14 protein-coding genes and 1 other annotated feature are annotated in these 18,995 nt (G+C 56.2%); of the genes, 2 read left to right on the top strand and 12 right to left on the bottom strand.

The features are described 5' to 3' along the window. Positions 1-11: 11 nt before the first annotated feature. The 11 genes from DW806_RS01900 to speD all read right to left on the bottom strand — a co-directional run bounded on the left by DW806_RS01900 (position 12) and on the right by speD (position 15,045). A complete protein-coding gene (locus DW806_RS01900; protein WP_118728925.1) occupies positions 12-1,166 on the bottom strand; it encodes a CobW family GTP-binding protein in 1,155 nt (384 codons plus the stop codon). Positions 1,167-1,582: 416 nt separating this feature from the next. After that, positions 1,583-2,035, bottom strand: a complete 453-nt coding sequence (locus DW806_RS01895) for a YjbQ family protein (RefSeq protein WP_117488921.1) — start codon at positions 2,033-2,035, stop codon at positions 1,583-1,585. Positions 2,036-2,048: 13 nt separating this feature from the next. Then, positions 2,049-2,906 carry a glucose-1-phosphate thymidylyltransferase RfbA gene (gene rfbA / locus DW806_RS01890; protein ID WP_118728924.1) on the bottom strand — a complete coding sequence of 286 codons (858 nt, stop codon included), beginning with the start codon at positions 2,904-2,906 and terminating at the stop codon, positions 2,049-2,051. A gap of 113 nt (positions 2,907-3,019) precedes the next feature. After that, on the bottom strand, positions 3,020-4,453 hold the full coding sequence (locus DW806_RS15080; RefSeq protein ID WP_158578260.1) for a MerR family transcriptional regulator: 1,434 nt from the start codon (positions 4,451-4,453) through the stop codon (positions 3,020-3,022). A 135-nt stretch (positions 4,454-4,588) separates the two neighbouring features. Then, positions 4,589-7,210 (bottom strand): valine--tRNA ligase, encoded by a 2,622-nt coding sequence (locus DW806_RS01880; RefSeq protein WP_118728923.1) that lies wholly within the window; start codon positions 7,208-7,210, stop codon positions 4,589-4,591. Positions 7,211-7,290: 80 nt separating this feature from the next. Further along, positions 7,291-7,502: a binding site (T-box leader), on the bottom strand. A gap of 295 nt (positions 7,503-7,797) precedes the next feature. After that, a complete protein-coding gene (locus DW806_RS01875; RefSeq protein ID WP_118728922.1) occupies positions 7,798-8,400 on the bottom strand; it encodes a transposase in 603 nt (200 codons plus the stop codon). Then, entirely contained in the window at positions 8,400-9,530 is a 1,131-nt protein-coding gene (gene nspC / locus DW806_RS01870; RefSeq protein ID WP_118728921.1) for a carboxynorspermidine decarboxylase, read from the bottom strand. The genes DW806_RS01875 and nspC overlap by 1 nt, the downstream gene beginning before the upstream one ends. Position 9,531: 1 nt before the next feature. Further along, complete coding sequence (locus tag DW806_RS01865; protein WP_118564051.1) at positions 9,532-10,791, bottom strand: saccharopine dehydrogenase family protein; 1,260 nt, start codon at positions 10,789-10,791, stop codon at positions 9,532-9,534. Positions 10,792-11,692: 901 nt separating this feature from the next. Next, positions 11,693-12,550 (bottom strand): polyamine aminopropyltransferase, encoded by an 858-nt coding sequence (speE, locus tag DW806_RS01860; protein WP_117751461.1) that lies wholly within the window; start codon positions 12,548-12,550, stop codon positions 11,693-11,695. Positions 12,551-12,566: 16 nt separating this feature from the next. Beyond that, entirely contained in the window at positions 12,567-14,024 is a 1,458-nt protein-coding gene (locus tag DW806_RS01855; protein ID WP_118728920.1) for an aminotransferase class I/II-fold pyridoxal phosphate-dependent enzyme, read from the bottom strand. A gap of 256 nt (positions 14,025-14,280) precedes the next feature. Then, a complete protein-coding gene (gene speD, locus DW806_RS01850) occupies positions 14,281-15,045 on the bottom strand; it encodes an adenosylmethionine decarboxylase (protein WP_118647886.1) in 765 nt (254 codons plus the stop codon). 631 nt (positions 15,046-15,676) lie between these two features. Between speD and DW806_RS01845 the strand changes: the two genes are divergently transcribed. Both DW806_RS01845 and aroF read left to right on the top strand, forming a co-directional pair. Beyond that, positions 15,677-16,360, top strand: coding sequence for a peptidoglycan recognition protein family protein (locus tag DW806_RS01845; RefSeq protein ID WP_118728919.1), 684 nt, complete (start codon positions 15,677-15,679; stop codon positions 16,358-16,360). Between the two features lie 389 nt (positions 16,361-16,749). Continuing rightward, on the top strand, positions 16,750-17,766 hold the full coding sequence (gene aroF / locus DW806_RS01840) for a 3-deoxy-7-phosphoheptulonate synthase (RefSeq protein WP_118728918.1): 1,017 nt from the start codon (positions 16,750-16,752) through the stop codon (positions 17,764-17,766). 276 nt (positions 17,767-18,042) lie between these two features. Here aroF and pdaA read toward each other — a convergent pair whose 3' ends face one another. After that, positions 18,043-18,870: a delta-lactam-biosynthetic de-N-acetylase gene (pdaA, locus tag DW806_RS01835; protein WP_118728917.1), complete on the bottom strand. Its 828-nt coding sequence runs from the start codon at positions 18,868-18,870 to the stop codon at positions 18,043-18,045. Positions 18,871-18,995 lie beyond the last annotated feature (125 nt).

The raw sequence follows: 18,995 nt of genomic DNA, 5'->3' as shown, positions 1-18,995 counted from the left end.
ATCTGGTTACCTCACTTTTCGTTTACGCCGAACAGAGCAGCGATGCGCTCCTCATCCAGCTCGGAGCCGATGACGCACAGACGGCCGGTGTAATCGGCAGCGCCGCGGCGGATTTCGGGTGCGCCCGGAACGTAGTCAAAGTGCAGCCACTCGCCGCCGTCTGCACACGGAACGATGCCCTTTGCACGCAGTACGGTGCCGAGCGTAACATCGCCGAGCGCGGTAAGAGCCGCGTTAAGCTCTGCCTCGGTGTACTTGTGGGTCGTTTCCTTACCCCAGGAGGTGAATACCTCGTCAGCATCGTGGTCGTGGTCGTGACCGCAGCAGCAGTGACCGTCGTGGTCGTGATGATGGTGCTCGTGGTCATGATCGTGGTGATGCTCATGGTCGTGATCGTGGCAGCCGCAGGTGCAGTGCTCGTCATGCTCGTGATGATGCTCGTGCTCCTCATGGTCATGCTCGTGGTCATGCTCATGCTCATGTTCGTGCTCATCATGCTCGTGGTCATGGTGGTGATGATGATGCTCGTGGTGCGGCTCGTGCGCGATTTCCTCGAGAACCTCCGCAACGAGGTCGCGGCTGCCTTCCATGGTGGAGAGCAGCTGCTCACCGGTCAGGTCCTTCCACGGGGTGGTGACGATGCGGGCGTGCTCATTCAGGCCGCGCAGCATGGCAACGGTCTCGTCGAGGCGCTTCTCCGGGCACTCAGCCGTGCGGGACAGCAGGATGGCACCGGCATGCGCCACCTGATTCTCGAAAAACTCACCGAAGTTCTTGAGGTACATCTTGGCCTTGAGCGCGTCAACAACGGTTACAAAGCTGTTCAGCTGAACCTCGAGGTGCGCGTTCTGTACCGCAGCGATAACATCCGACAGCTTGCCGACGCCGGACGGCTCAATCAGGATGCGGTCCGGATGGTACTGGTCCACAACATCGTGCAGCGCCTTGCCGAAGTCGCCAACCAGCGAGCAGCAGATGCAGCCTGCGTTCATCTCGTTTACAACAATGCCGGCATCCTTGAGGAAACCGCCGTCAATGCCGATCTCACCGAACTCGTTCTCGATCAGAACAACCTGCTCACCCTTGAGCGCATCGGCCAGCAGACGCTTGATGAGGGTCGTCTTGCCGGCACCCAGAAAACCGGAAATAATATCAATTTTAGTCATGCTTTGTCGCTCCATTTCTATGCACGGCACAGGGATTCCCGAACCGTACTCAAATTTTTCGAACGCTTATATTATACCACATTTATCGAAAAAAGAAAAGCTATTTAGTTAGCGGACGCTAATCTTTCCGGCTGCGCGGCGCGTGAGGAGAAGTTAAACACAAAAACCGCCCAAAAGGACGGTTTATTGACAGTACATATTACGATATGCTATAATCAAGGCGGTATTGCCCTAAAGAAATAACCGCCCTCCGGTAGTTAAAAGAGAGCGGCTTCTTCTCGACTAAAAATCGAACTGAGGAACGACTGCTCTCCCTACAAGAGCCGCCGTTTGTCAGCTATATTATAGCGCGAAGCCCCGGTTTTGTCAAGCGACGAAACCGGGGCTTTGTTTTACCATTCCTAATCAGAAAGGATTTATTCTCCCATCACCTGAAAGACAATATCCCGCACGCGGTTGCGGGTATCGCACTCCACAAGGGTCAGATTCTGCCACGGGCCGATGGTGATCTCGCCATTCACGAACGGGATAACGATAAACGGACTGAGCAGCGCCGCCTTGATGTGCGACGAGCCGTTATCATCGTGCCAGGTATCGTGGTGGTGGTAATGAATGACCGCACCGGTCTCATCGCGGTAGGGCGAAAAGACGTCCATCGCCGCCTTGAGGTCATGGTAGACCATGCCCGGCTCAAACTCGAGCGTGGTCAGACCGGCAACGCCGCCGGTGGTAAAGCCGGTAATCGTGCCGGACTTCATGCCGGTCTTGCGGCAGGCGTTCTGCACCGCTGCGCGGAAGTCATCGGTAACGTCGATCATGCCCATGTGGGCCTTGGTTTTGTAGGTTTTGGTTTCGGTATAAACAGGCATTTGCGATTCTCCTTTAGAGGCACTCTAAGTAGCGGCCGTACAGCGTTTTGCTGAGGTCGGCGGCGTGACGGAGCAGCGTCTGACGGCTGATATAGCCGCGTGCGTACGCAATCTCCTCCAGACATGCGATGTAGCGGCCGCTCTCATCCTGCACGCGGCGGACAACCTGTGCGGATTCGAGCAGATTCTCGGCGGTACCGGCATCCAGCCAGACGAAATCCCGCTCGAGCTTTTCAACGTGCAGCTGACCGCGCTTCATGTACTCGATATTGACATCCGTGATCTCCAGCTCGCCTCTTGCCGAGGGCTTGAGTCCGCGGGCAATCTCCATAACCGAGTTATCGTAGAAATACAGACCCGGAATGATATAGTTAGACTTCGGATAGCGCGGCTTCTCCTCGATGGAGATCGCACGGCCCTGACCATCAAACTCCACAACGCCGAACGCACGCGGGTCATCGACATAGTAGCCGAACACGCAGGCGCCGGATTGCATCTGCACGGCACGGTCCAGATAGTTCTGGAAATTGGGGGAATAGAAGATATTATCGCCCAGAACAAGGCAAACCGAGTCATCCCCGATGAACTGCGAGCCGATGAGCAGCGCGTCCGCGATGCCGCGTGCAACCTCCTGCACCTCGTAGGTGATGTTGACGCCGAAGCGGCCGCCGGAACCGAGCAGACGGTAGAACGGGCCTTCCTCTCCGGGCGGGATGATGATGAGAATATCGCGGATACCGGCCTGCAGGAGCGCTGCCAGCGGATAGTAGATCATCGGTTTATCGTATACCGGCAGCAGCGGTTTGCATACCGGACGTGTCATCGGGTACAGGCGCGAGCCCTTACCGGCGGCAAGAATGATTCCTTTCATTGGCTATTCCTCTATCTATATGGTTTTGTGAGATTAGTATAGCACACTTTGGGCAAATAAGAAAGCAATTTTCTAATAAAGCAGAGAGTGGAGAGCACCTCGCTCTCCACTCCTCACTCTTTCTCAATCGTCAGCACCGAATGATACGGCATCGGCTTTCCGTCCACGGCGTTATCGCGCGATGCGCCGCTGAATTCATACTCGTATCGGAAATCCAGCCCGTCGAGATGCGCCTCCTTGACGTTTTTCGTATCCGGTGCATCGTATTCCCAGCCGTCGTCAATGATGTCATCCCTCATGTGGTCGGCATACAGCCAGCTCCATTTGGCATACGCGGCCGCAAAGGCGTAATACACCGTCATGCGCTCCTGATAGCCGCACGAGCCGTTCTGCGAATCCGAAACCACCGTCACCGACTGCACATAGCCGTCCGCATCGGTTTCGACCGTCACATCGGATACAGCAGAATCGCCCAGCGAGAATCCGGTGTACGAGCCGCCCATTATGTCCAAATCCTTATTCCAGCTTCCGTCCGGCCGGACATACGGCGCCATGCCCTGATTATATTTCAGGCAGTCGTTGCAGTTCTCCACATACTCCGCAAGGGTCAGCTCGCCGCGATTGGGCGGCAGCTCGGCGTACAGGTCAATGCCGTAACCTGCGGCTGCTCGCAGCCCGAGCACCAGCAGGTACAGCGCCACGCGATACCAGCGCACCTCCCGCTCGCGGACAACGATGCTGCACCCGTTCTCCAAATCCCACGGCAGCTCCTCTTCTTTGCACGCGCGGTAGCACTTGTAATTGTAGTACCAGTCGAAGAGCGGCAGCGCATAGCAGTTGCCGTAGACGAACACGCCCCACAAACGGGCATATGCGGTGCGGATGGACAGCTTTTCTCCGTCCTCATCGCGGACGGACAGCCCGAATATCCACTTGCCGGGCGTTGTGCCCCAGTAATGCAGCAGCACCGGCTCGAACACGAACGTCAGCAGCCAGCTGACATACCCGCACGCGAGCGTCCACGCCAGATTCGACATAAAATGATCCGGATTGATGCGGAACACCCACTGCGACAGCATCGACCACAGCAGCCCATACAGTCCGGCATCCACATTGCGGGCAAAGAAGCGCCGCCACGGACAGCCTGCCGGCGGGATGCGGTCTTTCTCGCGCGGGTCATCTGCGGGCAGCACGATGGACTGGTACCGGTCTACATCCAGCCCGTTCCACTCCGCTCTGTCCTCGCAGATGGCGCGGCACATCGCATACGCCAGTTCGCTCTCGCGGATGTCCCCCTGCAATACGTCGAGCTGGCCTGCCGCCGCCTCGGGCAGCGCTTTCTCGCCGCTCTCGATGGCGCGGATGTCGGGCACGCTCAGCCGCAGCCGCCGCAGCAGCATGATCTTCCGCAGTGTCTGTACATTGTCCTCGGTGTAGTCGCGGTAGCCGTTCTCGCCGCGTGTCGGCGTGAGCAGCCCCTCCTTTTCGTAAAACCGGATGTTCGCTCGGGATAAGCCCGTCCTGCGCTCTGCTTCCGCTATGTTCATACAATCACCTTCCCTTCTATTGATTACATTATAAGGGATAAAGTAGGTTTACAGTCAAGTGTTTTCGGAGAAAATGTTAAGAAAAAAGAGTGGAGAAACTCCACTCTTTTTATATTTAATTCAGCTTCATGCAGCTTAGTTCAGCGCTGCAATGGACTCCTCCAGCTTTGCGAGGTGCTCGCGCAGCTTTTCGGCCTTTTCGCGCTCGGCTGCAACAACCTTCTCGGGTGCCTTATCGACAAACTTCGGGTTGTTCAGCTTCTTCATAACAAAGTCGATATCAGCCTCGACCTTGCTCTTCTCCTTGCCGAGACGGGCCCGCTCGGCCTCAAAGTCGATGAGGTCGCCCATCGGCATATAAATCTGTGCGTCGCCGGTGACTACGGATGCCATCTTGGCAGCGTCCGCCGGAACCGCGTCGATCAGCTCGATCTCGGAAGCGTATGCCAGCTTGGGGAAGAAGCCTGCGCCTGCGGAGAACGTATCCTTCTTCTCGGTCAGGATGAGCACCTTGGCCTTCTTGGAGGGCGGTACGTTCATCTCGGCACGGCGGTTGCGGATGGCGCGGACAGCGTCCATCAGGCTCTCCATCTGTGCCTCCTCAGCGGCAAAGTGCAGCTCGTCCTTGTACTCCGGCCATGCGGATACCATAACGGACGGACCCTCATGCGGCAGCGCCTGCCAGATGGTCTCGGTGATGAACGGCATGAACGGGTGCAGCAGCTGCATTGCGCCGCTCAGCACATAGCACAGCACCTTCTGTACGTTCTCGTCGCCGGTCTGCAGACGGGTCTTTGCAATTTCGATATACCAGTCGCAGAAGTTCTCCCAGATGAAGTCGTTCAGCTTGGCAGCTGCCAGACCCAGCTCGTACTGGTCGATGTTGCGGGTAACGTCGGCTACCAGCGTGTTGAACTTGCTGATAATCCACTTGTCCTCGATGGCAAGGTCACTCGGCAGCTCGACTGCCTTGTCCTTGTCGATGGTCAGGTTCATCTGGATAAAGCGGGATGCATTCCAGATCTTGTTGCAGAAGTTGCGGGACGCCTGTACGCGCTCATCCGAGAAACGCATATCGTTTCCGGGGCTGTTGCCGGTTGCGAGGGTGAAGCGCAGCGCGTCTGCGCCGTACTGGTCGATGACCTCGAGCGGGTCGATGCCGTTGCCGAGCGACTTGGACATCTTGCGGCCCTGCGCGTCGCGCACCAGACCGTGGATATAAACCGTCTTGAACGGGGTCTCGCCCATGTGCTCCACACCGGAGAAAATCATGCGGGCAACCCAGAAGAAGATGATATCGTAGCCGGTAACAAGCGTAGAGGTCGGGTAGAAGTACTCCAGCTCCTTGGTCTTGTCCGGCCAGCCGAGCGTGGAGAACGGCCACAGAGCGGACGAGAACCAGGTATCCAGTACGTCCTCCTCCTGATGGATATGCGTGCCGCCGCACTTCGGGCAGGTGCATACATCGGTCTTGGAGACGGTCATTTCGCCGCAGTCGTCGCAGTAGAACGCCGGAATGCGGTGACCCCACCACAGCTGACGGGAGATACACCAATCGTGTACGTTTTCCATCCAGCGCAGGTAGGTCTTGGAGAAGCGGTCGGGCACGAACTTGGTCTTGCCCTCGTTTACTACGTCCATCGCGGGCTTGGCGAGCGGCGCCATCTTGACGAACCACTGCGCCGAGGTCATCGGCTCAACGGTCGTGCCGCAGCGGTAGCAGGTGCCTACGTTGTGCTCGTGGTCCTCAATCTTGACCAGCCAGCCGCCTTCCTCGAGGTCCTTTACAACCGCCTTGCGGCACTCGTAGCGGTCCATGCCCTCGTACTTGCCGCCGTTTGCGTTGACGGTCGCGTCCTCGTTGAACACGAGAATCTGCTCGAGGTCATGGCGCTGACCCATCTCGAAGTCGTTCGGGTCGTGGCACGGCGTAACCTTAACACAGCCGGTGCCGAACTCCATGTCAACGTACTCGTCACCGAAGATCGGAATCTCGCGGTTCATGATCGGGAGGATGCAGGTCTTGCCGATGAGGTGCTTGTAGCGCTCGTCGTTCGGGTTGACAGCAACGCCGGTATCGCCCATGAAGGTCTCCGGACGGGTGGTCGCAACAACGAGGTCGCCCGAGCCGTCCGCCAGCGGATAGCGGATGTGCCACAGCTTGCCCGGCTGGGTTTCGTACTCAACCTCAGCGTCGGACAGCGCAGTTGCGCAGTGCGGGCACCAGTTGATGATGCGGTGGCCCTTGTAGATCAGGCCCTTGTTGTACAGGTTTACGAATACCTCGCGGACCGCCTTGGAGCAGCCCTCGTCCATGGTGAAGCGCTCGCGATCCCAGTCGCAGGAGGTGCCGAGCTTTTTGAGCTGGCTGATAATGCGGCTGCCGAACTTGTCCTTCCACGCCCAGACGCGCTTGAGGAACTCCTCGCGGCCGAGGTCGTAACGGGTCAGGCCCTCCTCCTTGCGGAGGTTCTCCTCTACTTTAATCTGGGTTGCAATACCGGCGTGATCGGTGCCCGGCATCCACAGCGCCTCGTAGCCCTGCATGCGCTTGGTGCGGATGAGGATATCCTGCAAGGTCTCGTCGAATGCGTGGCCCATGTGCAGCTGGCCGGTAACATTCGGAGGCGGGATAACGATGGTGTACGGTTTCTTGTCCGGATTGACCTCGGCGTGGAAGAAGCCGGAATCGACCCAGAACTTGTACAGCTTGTCCTCGACCGATTTCGGGTCGTAGGTCTTAGGCAGTTCGCTCATTGATCTATCTCCTTCAATTTGATTTACGATATACATGCGGGATACCTCTGTGCAAACAAAAAAGAGCATACTCATCCCGACAACAGGACGAAGTATGCTCCGTGGTACCACCTGAATTCGCGTAAAGACGCGCACTCGTTGCCCCGTAACGCGGGTTAGACGGAACAGCTTAACGAACATTCGGCTGTTCTGCTCCAAAGCGACCTTCTTCTTCCCCGCCGAGGTGCTTGCACCGACCGCACCCTCTCTAAACGCGCAAAGGAAAAATACTCCTCTTTTTCACTGCATTTGTGTATTAACTTTAATAGTATAGCTGTTAAATCCGGGTTTGTCAAGGGATATGACGCAGTTGACAGCAACTTGCCTATACGATACATGCCAGCGAATATACTAACAGATAAATACAAGCTCACGCTATCCCGTAGGGTGCGCCGAGGTCGGCGCACCGTTTGTAAACCGCAGGGCAAATTTCACAGCAACGGAATACATTAACGACAGCGTATGCCACGGACTATAATCCGGTGATATTCGCTGGAATGCGGTGCGCCGAAGTCGGCGCACCCTACGGTCAGGCGATTTACAACTTATTACCTGTTGCTGTAATATTCGTCCTCTGCCCATCTGCGTGGATTATCCAAAATATAATTGTATTTCACGGCGTAATCCGCATCATCCCGAATGACATGGTCATAAAACGACCGCTGCCATATGGAATACCCAACCTGTTTCGTTACGAATTCCTTTAATTGTTTTATCACACGCGAAATCGTAGGGGCGCACAGTGTGCGCCCGGACCGGTCGATGCCTTTTGCCGGATGTGGGCGAACACTGTTCGCCCCTACGTTTATCCCCGGCGCTTCCGTCTCCACCGTAGGGGCGCACAGTGTGCGCCCGAACAGCGAGCTAACGCATAGCAGCAGATGTACATGGTTTGGCATAATCGCCGCAATATCCACGGAAATATTCGGATAATGCAGTGGAATATTGTTGATTCCCGCTTGCACCAAATGTCCAATCGCAGACAGCGGTACATCCGCAGGCAGGCGAACAATGTTCGCCTCTACGGGATAGCATATATCCGTGTCATTCCACAAAATACACGCACGATCCTGCGTGCAGAGCGTCACAAAATAGACGCCCTGCTTTCCGTAATCATACTTTGGCAGCCGAGCCGATCTCCTCGTCTCCATCAGGAAAGTCTCCGCTTAAACTCCTCATACCCGAACATCCGCACGACCTCATCCGTGCCGTCGGCGCGCCGAATGGCGATCAGCGGCAGCGGCATGCCGTTAAACGTATTGGTCTTGACCATGGTGTAGAGCGCCATGTCCTCGAACACGACCTGCTCACCGGCGCCGAGCGCCACATCGAACGAATACTCACCGATGACGTCGCCTGCGAGGCAGGAGCGGCCGGTCAGCAGATAGGTGAACGCCTTCTTCCCCGGCTCGCCGCCGCGGTACACCGGCGGACGGTACGGCACCTCGAGCACGTCCGGCATATGGCACGCCGCCGAGGTATCCAGAATCGCAATGTCCTTATGGTTGTGCATCACCTCAAGCACGGTGGCGACCAGATAGCCCGCATTCAGCACAACGGCCTCGCCCGGCTCCAGATAAACCTGCACCTTGTACTTTTTCTGCAGATAATCAATGCAGTGCACCAGCGTTTCCACATCGTAATCCGCGCGGGTGATATGGTGGCCGCCGCCGAGGTTGAGCCATTTCAGGCCATCCATATACTGGCCGAAATTCTGCTCAAATGCAGCGACAGTCCGCACCAGATCGTCCGAATTCTGCTCGCAGAGCGTGTGGAAGTGGAAGCCTTCAATGCCGTCGAGCAGCTCCGGCTGAAAATTCTCTATCGTAATGCCAAGGCGCGAATCCGGACCGCACGGGTCATACATCGCGTGGTCGCTCGGCTGCGTGGAGCACTCCGGATTGAGCCGCAGGCCGCAGCTCTTCCCTGCCGCGCGGGCAAGGCTGCCGTAGGCCTTCCACTGCGTGAACGAGTTGAACACAATGTGGTCGGCGTACTCCAGGATCTCGCGGAACTCGCCCTCCGCGTAGGCCGGTGCGTAGACATGGGTCTCGCCGCCGAATTCCTCATGACCGAGCCGTGCCTCGTACAGACCGGAGGCCGTTGTGCCCGCCAGATACTCCCGAATCAGCGGGTACACGGAAAACATCGAGAACGCCTTCTGCGCCAGCAGGATCTTCGCGCCGGTGCGTCTGGCAACGTCCCGCAGGACGGCCAGATTCTGCACCAGACGGTTTTCATCGAGCAGGTAGCAGGGCGTAGGAAGCTCAGTAAATTTCATATCAGTCCACCAGTACCGGCTTGTCGTTGATCTGCCACGGCAGACCCCACTTGTTCAGCGCCTCCATGTACGGATCGGGATCAAACTCCTCGACCGTGTACACGCCCGGCTTGTTCCACTTGCCGGTCAGCAGCATCGCCGCGCCGATCATCGCCGGAACGCCGGTGGTATAGCTGATGGCCTGCGAGCCGACCTCGCGGTAGCACTCCTCGTGGTCGCAGACGTTGTAAATGTAGGCGGTCTTTTCCTTGCCGTCCTTCTTGCCGGTGAAGATGCAGCCGATGTTGGTCTTGCCCTTGGTGCGCGGACCGAGCGTTGCCGGATCGGGCAGCAGCGCCTTGAGGAACTGGATCGGCACGATCTGGTGGCCTTCAAACTCGATCGGGGTGGTGGACAGCATGCCGACGTTCTCCAGACACTTCATGTGGGTCAGATAGGACTGACCGAAGGTCATGAAGAAGCGGATACGCTGCACGCCCGGAATATTCTTCGCCAGGGACTCGATCTCCTCGTGGTGGAGCAGGTACATGTCCTTGTGGCCGACCTGATCGAAGTCGTACTCGCGCTTGATGCTCATCGCCGGGATCTCCACCCAGTGACCATTCTCCCAGTACGAACCGGGCGCGGATACCTCACGCAGATTGATCTCCGGGTTGAAGTTGGTCGCAAACGGATAGCCGTGGTCGCCGCCGTTGCAGTCCAGAATGTCGATGGTGTCGATTTCATCGAACAGGTGCTTCTGTGCGTAAGCGCAGTACGCCTGCGTTACACCCGGGTCAAAGCCGGAACCGAGCAGAGCGGTCAGACCGGCCTCCTCAAACTTTTTCTTGTACGCCCACTGCCAGGAGTAGTCGAAGTACGCGGTAAAGCCCTCGTCCTTGCAGCGCTTCTCGTAAATGGCGCGCCACTCCGGATCGTCGGTGTCCTCCGGCTCGTAGTTGGCAGTATCCATGTAGTTTACGCCGCACTTGAGGCACGCATCCATGATGGTCAGGTCCTGATACGGCAGCGCAATGTTCATCACGATGTCCGGCTTGTACTCGTCGATGAGCGCGCACAGCTCGTCCACGTTGTCCGCGTCCACCTTGGCGGTGCGGATCTTGGTTGCGGTCGTACCGTCCAGCTTCTCCTTGATGGCATCGCACTTGCTCTTGGTGCGGGACGCGATCATGATCTCCTCAAAAACGTCGCTGTTCTGGCAGCACTTGTGGATAACTACGCCGGCAACGCCGCCGCAGCCGATGATCAATGCTCTTCCCATTGTTAATTCCTCCTCATTTTTAACTGTATATATAATTTAGATTTATTGAATGGTCTTTATTTGTTAAACTGCCGCTTGAGAAGCGAACGGAACTGCGCAGGCGGCAGCCTTTTTCTCTGCACCGGCTGAGCGGGGTACTCGAACTGCCGCAGGCGGGTTCGCCCCTAACGGGCGGCAGCCTGTTTCTCTGCACCGGCTGAGCGGGGCGCGCGAACTGCGTCAGCGGGTTCGCCCCTAACGGGCGGGAGGTTCGCTGAACCTCAGCGGGGAGTGCGCCTACCCGGCGGGGGCACAAGAGGGTAGACACCTGCTGTTTCCACCCTCTTGTGAATCACCCCTTTCCCTTGGGGATATTCCGGCGCAGATTTCCTATATGTGACCGCTCCGAAACAGGGAACGGCAGAGGATTTTTTCTTCCGTGTCTTTCGCAACCTGTTCGCAGTGTCAGATACCGTACTGCTACACAGGTCGGCTACTTCCAGCAGGCGCGGCATACCCGTGCCGCGCAACTCGTAAGTCTGGAGTTTGCGGACAGCACCTACGGATTAGGTGTTCGGTGCAATTTAGCCTCGCAGGTGCCGTGCGTTACAACGTGCCAAGGATTTGCGCGGCACTGTTATGCCGCGCCTGCGTTGAGTAACCCGCATGTGTAGCAGTACGCTGTCTGTGAACTGCGAAAAGGTGGAGAAAGACACGCAAGAGAAACCCGACTGCCGTTCCCCTTTTCCTGCTTACGCAGTCTACCGTCTGCACCCGAGCTATCCCAACAAGGGAAACGGGTGTTCAAAGAGGGTAGAAACCGTAGGTGTCTACCCTTTTTGCCCCCGCCGCGGGTGCGGCGCGTTCCCCGCTTGCCAAGCGGATACCCAATCAAAACCGTAGTAATTTTCTCACGATTCCGTTATTCTTCCACCTTTTCCAGCAGCTTCTGCACATAATTCGGCAGATAGAACGCGCCCTTGTGCAGATTGGTATTGTAATATTTGGTTTCCAGTCCCAGACTGTTCCACCAGTCCGGATTCAGATCGCGCACCGGATGCACGCCGCGCGACGAGAAGCCGAACAGCCAGTGTCCGGACGGATAGGTCGGGATATGCGCCTGAAACAGACGCGACAGCTCGAACGAATGGACGATATTGCGGTGCGCTCTCTGGCACGCCAGTGCATCGCCCTTGTAGAACGGGCTTTCATGCTGATTGACGAGCACGCCGTGCTCCTTGAGCGCCTTGTAGCAGTTGCCGTAAAATTCCATCGTGAACAGACCTTCGCCCGGGCCGAACGGGTCGGTCGAGTCGATGATGATAAGGTCGTACTCGTCCTCGATGCGGCGGATATACTTCAGGCCGTCCTGATAGAGAATGTGCACGCGCGGGTCGTCGAGCGAGCATGCCACACCGGGCAGGTACTCCTTGCAGACCGCGACAACGCGCTCATCGATCTCCACCAGGTCGATATGCTCGATGTGCTGATAGCGGCACAGCTCGCGGACGCAGCCGCCGTCACCGCCGCCGATGACAAGCACCTTTTTGATCTTCTCGCCGAGCACGGCCATCGGCACATGCACCATCATTTCATGATAGATGAACTCATCCCGCTCGGTCAGCATCATGTAGCCGTCAAGCGTGAGAAACCGACCGAACTCCTCGCATTCAAACACGTCGATGCGCTGAAAATCGCTCTGTTCGGTGTAAAGCTGACGGTCTACCTGTATCTGCAGCCCAACCGTCGGCGTATGCATTTCAGTAAAGGTAAGTTGCATGAGTGAAACGCTCCTTTTATTCCGGGCTGACAACGCCGCGGATGACCTGCAGGTTGTTCACCTCGGGGTCCTCGGTGCCGAGCAGCATGCAGTTCTTTTCCTTGGCGTAGCGAATATAATCAAGAATATCGCGGGTGATACGCTCACCGGGCGCGAGGATCGGGATGCCGGGCGGATAGCACATGACAAACTCCGCGCAGATGCGTCCGACCGACTCCTCGAGCGGCATGGCCTTCTTGTCCGCGTAGAACGCCTCCTGCGGGCCGGCAACCACCTGCGGCGAGATGTACTCCTGCCGCATGAGCGTCGCCTTGTCGCGCTTGTAGCGGCGGCGAATGTCCGCGAGAGCGGCTACCAGACGTTCGAGGTCGCGTTCACGGTCGCCCACCGAAACATAGGCGAGCAGATTGCCGAGATCGCCGAACTCGGTCTGAATATCGTAAAAGTCGCGCAGAATGTCGTACACCTCGATGCCCGCCAGACCAACATCCAGCGTGTTTACCGCCAGCTTGGTCGTGTCGAAGTCGTATACCGTGTCGCCGTTGATCAGCTCGCTGCCGTAGGCGTAGTAATCACCGAGGGCGTTGATCTCCTCGCGGGCGTAGGTCGTCAGGTCAACGACCTTTCGGAAAATCTCCTTGCCGTGCAGTGCAAGGTTCTTGCGCGAAATATCCAGACTGACCATCAGCAGGTACGAACCCGAGGTCGTCTGAGTCAGGTTTATAATCTGGCGAACGTGCTCCGCGTTCATGGACGGACCGCACAGCAGAAAGCTGGACTGCGTGAGCGAGCCGCCCGACTTGTGCATGGAAACGGATGCCAAATCCGCGCCTGCCGCCATCGCGGAGACCGGCATATTTTCACCGAAGTAGAAATGCGTGCCGTGCGCCTCATCAGCGAGCACCTTCATGCCCGCCGCGTGCGCGAGCCTTACGATTTCCCGAATGTTCGAGCAGATGCCGTAATAGGTCGGGTTGTTGACGAGCACCGCCTTCGCGGACGGGTGCTTCTCAATGGCGGCCTTCACATCCGTGACCGACATACCGAGCGAAATGCCAAGCCGGTCGTTCATCTGCGGGTTGACGTAAACCGGAATCGCGCCGGTCAGCACGAGCGCGTTGATGACGCTGCGGTGCACGTTGCGCGGCAGGATGATCTCGTCGCCGCGTTTGACCACGGAGAGGATCATCGCCTGTACGCTGCTCGTCGTGCCGCCCACCATCAGGAAGGCGTGCGCCGCACCGAACGCATCCGCGGCAAGCTCCTCGGCCTCGCGGATAACGCTGGTCGGGTGGCACAGATTGTCGAGCGGCTTCATCGAGTTGACGTCCACCGTCATGCACTGCTGACCGAGGAATTTCGTTAATTCCGGCGAGCCGCGTCCGCGCTTGTGTCCGGGCACATCGAACGGCACAATACGCATGTCTTTGAAGTTTTCGAGCGCCTCCATGATTGGCGCGCGGGATTGATCCATTATATAACCCTCTTTGTAATGAAAACTTTTTTACAGTCAGGAGTTTGGTAACTCTTTTACGTTGCGTGGGCGAACAATGTTCGCCCCTACGATTTACCATCGGTACAAACGTCACCGTAGGGGCGCACAGTGTGCGCCCATTTTATCCTGAGCAGACAGCTTACGCGGGAAGCCACTGGCCTCCCCTTTATTGTGAGACAAATCCGAACATCGTTCGGTTTGTCTTTCTCGATTGAAAATGTATTTTCAATCGAAATCAGTAGATGTTCTTCCCCGAAAATATCTCAATCATCTCTCGTCTGAGGTCGGAGTGAATCTTGAGTCTTGTTTTCGGCGGCAGCTCATAGATATCGGTATTGAACAGGTAGTTCTGGAGATCGATCTCCTTGAGCAGCATACGGGTGTGGAACAGATTGGACTGGTACACGTTAATGTCGTAGGCGTCGTACCGCTCGAGCGTTTTCGGGTCGATAAAGTCCTGAATGGACGTCATATGGTGATCCATGAACAGCTTTTTACCCTCGATATCGCGGGTAAAGCCGCGCACGCGGTAGTCCATGGTGATGATATCCGAATCGAACGAGCCGATGAGGTAATCGAGCGTAGACAGCGGCGTGATCTCGCCGCAGGTGGCAACATCAATATCCACGCGGAAGGTGGCAAGGCAGGTATCCGGATGGTACTCCGGATAGGTATGCACGGTAACATGGCTCTTGTCGAGGTGCGCGACAATGGTATCCGGCTCGAGCGCGGGCTTCATGTGCTCCTCCGCAATGAGAAAGGTGACGGAGGCGCCCTGCGGGTCGTAATCCTGCTTGGAAATGTGCAGCACATGCGCACCGATCATCTCGGTCACCCGCTCGAGAATGCCGGTCAGTCGTTCGGAGTTGTACTGCTGGTCGATATATTTGATGTAGTCACGCTGTTCGCGCTCGGTCTTTGCATAGCAGACATCATAAATGTTGAAGGACAGCGCCTTGGTCAGGTTGTTGAACCCGTAAAGTTTAAGCTTGTTCTGCATTTCATATCCTCACAATACCAAAAAATCCCCAGGCGAAAGGGGTACACACGGTACGCTTTCACTTGGGGATGATCATTCTCTTTTTGCAGATGCTTCTGCACATTCCGTAGGTTTTATGGAAGAGGAAAGAGTCTATATAGCAAGAATCGTTACTTTTAGGCAATACCGCATAGTGAAGCAGGAGCGATTTGCGAGTAAATTTTGTGCCGCAAAGCGCCGCAGTCTTCATTGTAGGTGTTGCCTTTGTACTCTTATTGATCGTTTCACAAGTGTGATGCGCCCGCGGCACACGGCTTTTAGTCAGCCAACTTATAAAATTCAATAAGGCAACAAAGTTGCCAGTTTCGGCATTTGACCCGGCTGTCCGTATGGCCTTGGCACCGTTTTCGCGCAGAAACCGGGCGGTCAAAGAAATTCTGCTGAAAGGCTTCGCCTCTCCGAGTAACTTTTATTATAAGGGAATCCGAGTGCAAATGCAAGTTCATCTTGCAAATTTTACGAATTTGATACCGAATCCGCATATACGGTGTCGCCATCACAAAAAGTTTACAGTCTTTGTTTTGAAAAATCGCGTAAAACGTAGTACAATGGAACAGTAAGACGATATCATTCTGAAAAGATAAGGTGAATCATGGCACGCAAAAAGAGAAGCAAGGGACTTCGGGTCAGCCTGATGCTGACAGTCGGACTGATGATCGTGTCGTTTGCGGCGGGCATGCTGACACAGAAGATCGTGTTCCGCGAGCCGCAGACCGACGCCGGTCTGACCTACATTGAGGATATTCCGGTGATGACCGACTTTCTTCCCGAGGGCACACGCGCCCGTCCGGGACAGAAGCGCGAGATCAAGTATCTTGTCATCCACGAGACCGACAACACCGGCTCCGGCGCAAATGCGGCCGCGCACAACTCATTCATCCACCAGAACGCCAACGCCGGGGAGGGCATTGTTTCGTGGCACTACACGGTGGACGATCACGAGATCTACCACCATCTGCCGGATGATGAGACTGCCTATCACGCAGGCGACGGCATGGAGAAGAACGGCGGCAACATGAACGGCATCGGCATTGAAATGTGCGTCAACTCGGACGGCAACTACGAACAGACGCTCATCAACACCGAAAAGCTGTGCGCGCGGCTGCTGATCGAGTACGACCTGAACCCGTCCAAGGCACTGAAAAAGCATCAGGACTTTTCGGGCAAAATCTGCCCGTCCACCCTCATCAACAGCGGCCGCTGGGATGAATTCTGCAGCGCAGTAACCGCCAAATACAAGGAGCTGAAGGCCGATGAGGCGGCAAACGCATCGTAAGCATCCGGTTAGCAGAATGCAACCATGTGCAAAAAGCGTGGGAAATCAAAGGGCGATTTGTCGTAAATCGCTCTTTCTTTTTGCCCTCTGATATGGTATACTTCAAATCGTACGCTGTAAAAAAGCTGAAAAAATAAAGGCAATACCACATAATTGAACAAGAGTGATTTGCGAGTAAATTTTGCGTACTGACGAGGCACAGTTTTGCGGTAATACTTGATGTATTACCGTGAAATTGCAACAAAGTCAGGACACAAAATTTCCGCAAAGCACCGCGGCAGCGCGACCGGAGCCTGCGCGAGGAGCCGCCGCCTTAATTGTGCGGTATTGCCTTAAGCGTATATCGAATTCTACTTAAAATTTATCACATTGTGAAGGAGTGAACTGAAATGATCGTTGTACTCAAACAAAACAGCGACAAAGGACATGTCGAAAAACTGATGCAGCATTTCACGGATATGGGGCTGCGGATCAACTATTCTGAGGGCGCAGACACCACCATCCTGGGCCTGATGGGCGACACGACCCGGCTCGATGAAAGGGACATTATGGCGTATGACGTGGTCGAGCGTGTACAGCGCGTGACCGAGCCGTTTAAGGCCGTCAACCGCAAATTCCATCCCGAGGACACGATCATCGAGGTTGCGGGCCGCAAGATCGGCACCGGCTACTTCAATGTTATGGCAGGTCCGTGCTCGGTCGAGAACGAAGCACAGATCGTCGAGTGTGCCGAGCGCGTCAAGGCTGCCGGTGCATCCTTCCTGCGCGGCGGCGCATTCAAGCCGCGTACCTCCCCGTACTCGTTCCAGGGTCTGGAGGCCGAGGGTCTCAAGCTGCTGCTCGAGGCAAAGCGTCAGACCGGTCTGCCGATCGTCACCGAGATCATGAGCGAAAAGCACCTCGATCTGTTCGCGGATGTGGATATCATCCAGCTTGGCGCCCGCAATATGCAGAACTTCATGCTGCTGAAGGAGCTGGGCCGCTGCAACAAGCCGATCCTCCTCAAGCGCGGTCTGTCCGCCACCATGGAGGAGTTCCTCATGGCTGCCGAGTACATTTTCGCAGGCGGCAATACCAATGTTATCCTGTGCGAGCGCGGCATCCGTACCTTTGAGAAGCTGATCCGCAATAATCTGGATATCTCCGCTGTTCCGCTGGTTAAAATGTTCAGCCACCTGCCCATCATCATCGACCCGTCCCACGCAGCAGGCCGCCGTGATATGGTGCAGCCGCTGTCCCGCGCAGCCATCGCTGCCGGTGCTGACGGCCTGATCATCGAGGCGCATAACGATCCCGCACACGCCCTCTGCGACGGTGCGCAGTCGCTCGACCTCAACCAGTTCGATACCGTCATGAAGGACATCAAGCGCCGCGCCGAGTTTGAAGGCCGCACCATGATGCCGTAAAAGCAAACAATGCACAAAACCCTCTCTGAAAATCCAGAGAGGGTTTTATTTTACCATATCGTTTTCCCGTAGGGTGCGCCGACCTCGATCTGCAGCTGCGTAACCGTAGGGGCGAACAGTGTTCGCCCGAGAACCGTGTGATTTGGTATTGCGTGGGAGCACACTGTGCTCCCCTACGGGATAACGCATACCAATCGTTACATGCGGTGCGCCGAGTCGTACCCCATGGCACCTTCTCTTGCCCTTCGGGCAATTCACCTTGTCACACCCTACGGTTTAGCCGGATGTAAGGTCTGTCAACGAGCCAAAGGCATAACCCGCACTCTCCCACTTGGTCAGCAATTCATCGAGAATCCTCGCATTGGTCTCACTGGTGGAATGCAGCAGCACGATGGCCCCGTTATGTATCCGCGGAAGCAGCTTGGAGAATGCCTGCTCATCGGTCGGCTGATTATCCGTATACCAGTCCACATACGCGAGCGACCAGAAAACCGTGGTATACCCCAGCTCCTGCGCCTGCCGGAGATTCTCCTCACTGAACTTGCCCTGCGGCGGACGATAAAATTTCTGCATCGGCTGACCGGTCAGCGCGGTGTATTTCTCCTCAAGACCGTTCAGCTCCGCCGTAAACGCGCTCTTATCCGCAATGCCGGACATATCCGGATGGTGCAGCGTATGGTTGCCCACAATATGCCCTTCTGCGGCCATGCGCTTTACGAGATCCGGTGCGGTATCAATAAAGTTTCCCACCACGAAAAAGCAGGCAGGCGCGTTATGCTTTTTGAGCGCATCCAGAATAGCAGGCGTGCAGCCGTTCTCGTAGCCCGCGTCGAATGTCAGGTAGATGGTCTTTTTGCTCGTATCACCGACGTAAAACGCGTTGTACTGCCGCAGTTCCTCGGCGGAGACATTGCCGACCGGCGGCTGTCCCTCGGTCTGGAACGATAATCCCCAGTCACTGACAGACGCGGGAACCGCCTGTTCGGCGGCTGTTGGCTCAGTATTTTCGCGCGGAAACAGAATGAAAACCGCAGTCAGAACCGCAAAAGCGCTAAGTCCCACACCGATTCGGCGCAGACCCGTGCGTGTGATCGTGATAAACATAGCAGTGCCCTCCCTTGCTCTACCCTATGCGGCTGCATGGGCAATATGCCGATTTTTCTCTGCCAATTTGCGTCAGGTTACAGGTAGACAACCCCTACCGATTTCCTGTACAATGGTAGTAACAC

The organism is Butyricicoccus sp. AM32-19, from assembly GCF_003480365.1.
GTDB lineage: Bacteria > Bacillota > Clostridia > Oscillospirales > Butyricicoccaceae > Agathobaculum > Agathobaculum butyriciproducens.
Note: the sequence above shows the minus strand (reverse complement) of the source record. Positions and strands in the feature narration are given on the sequence as shown.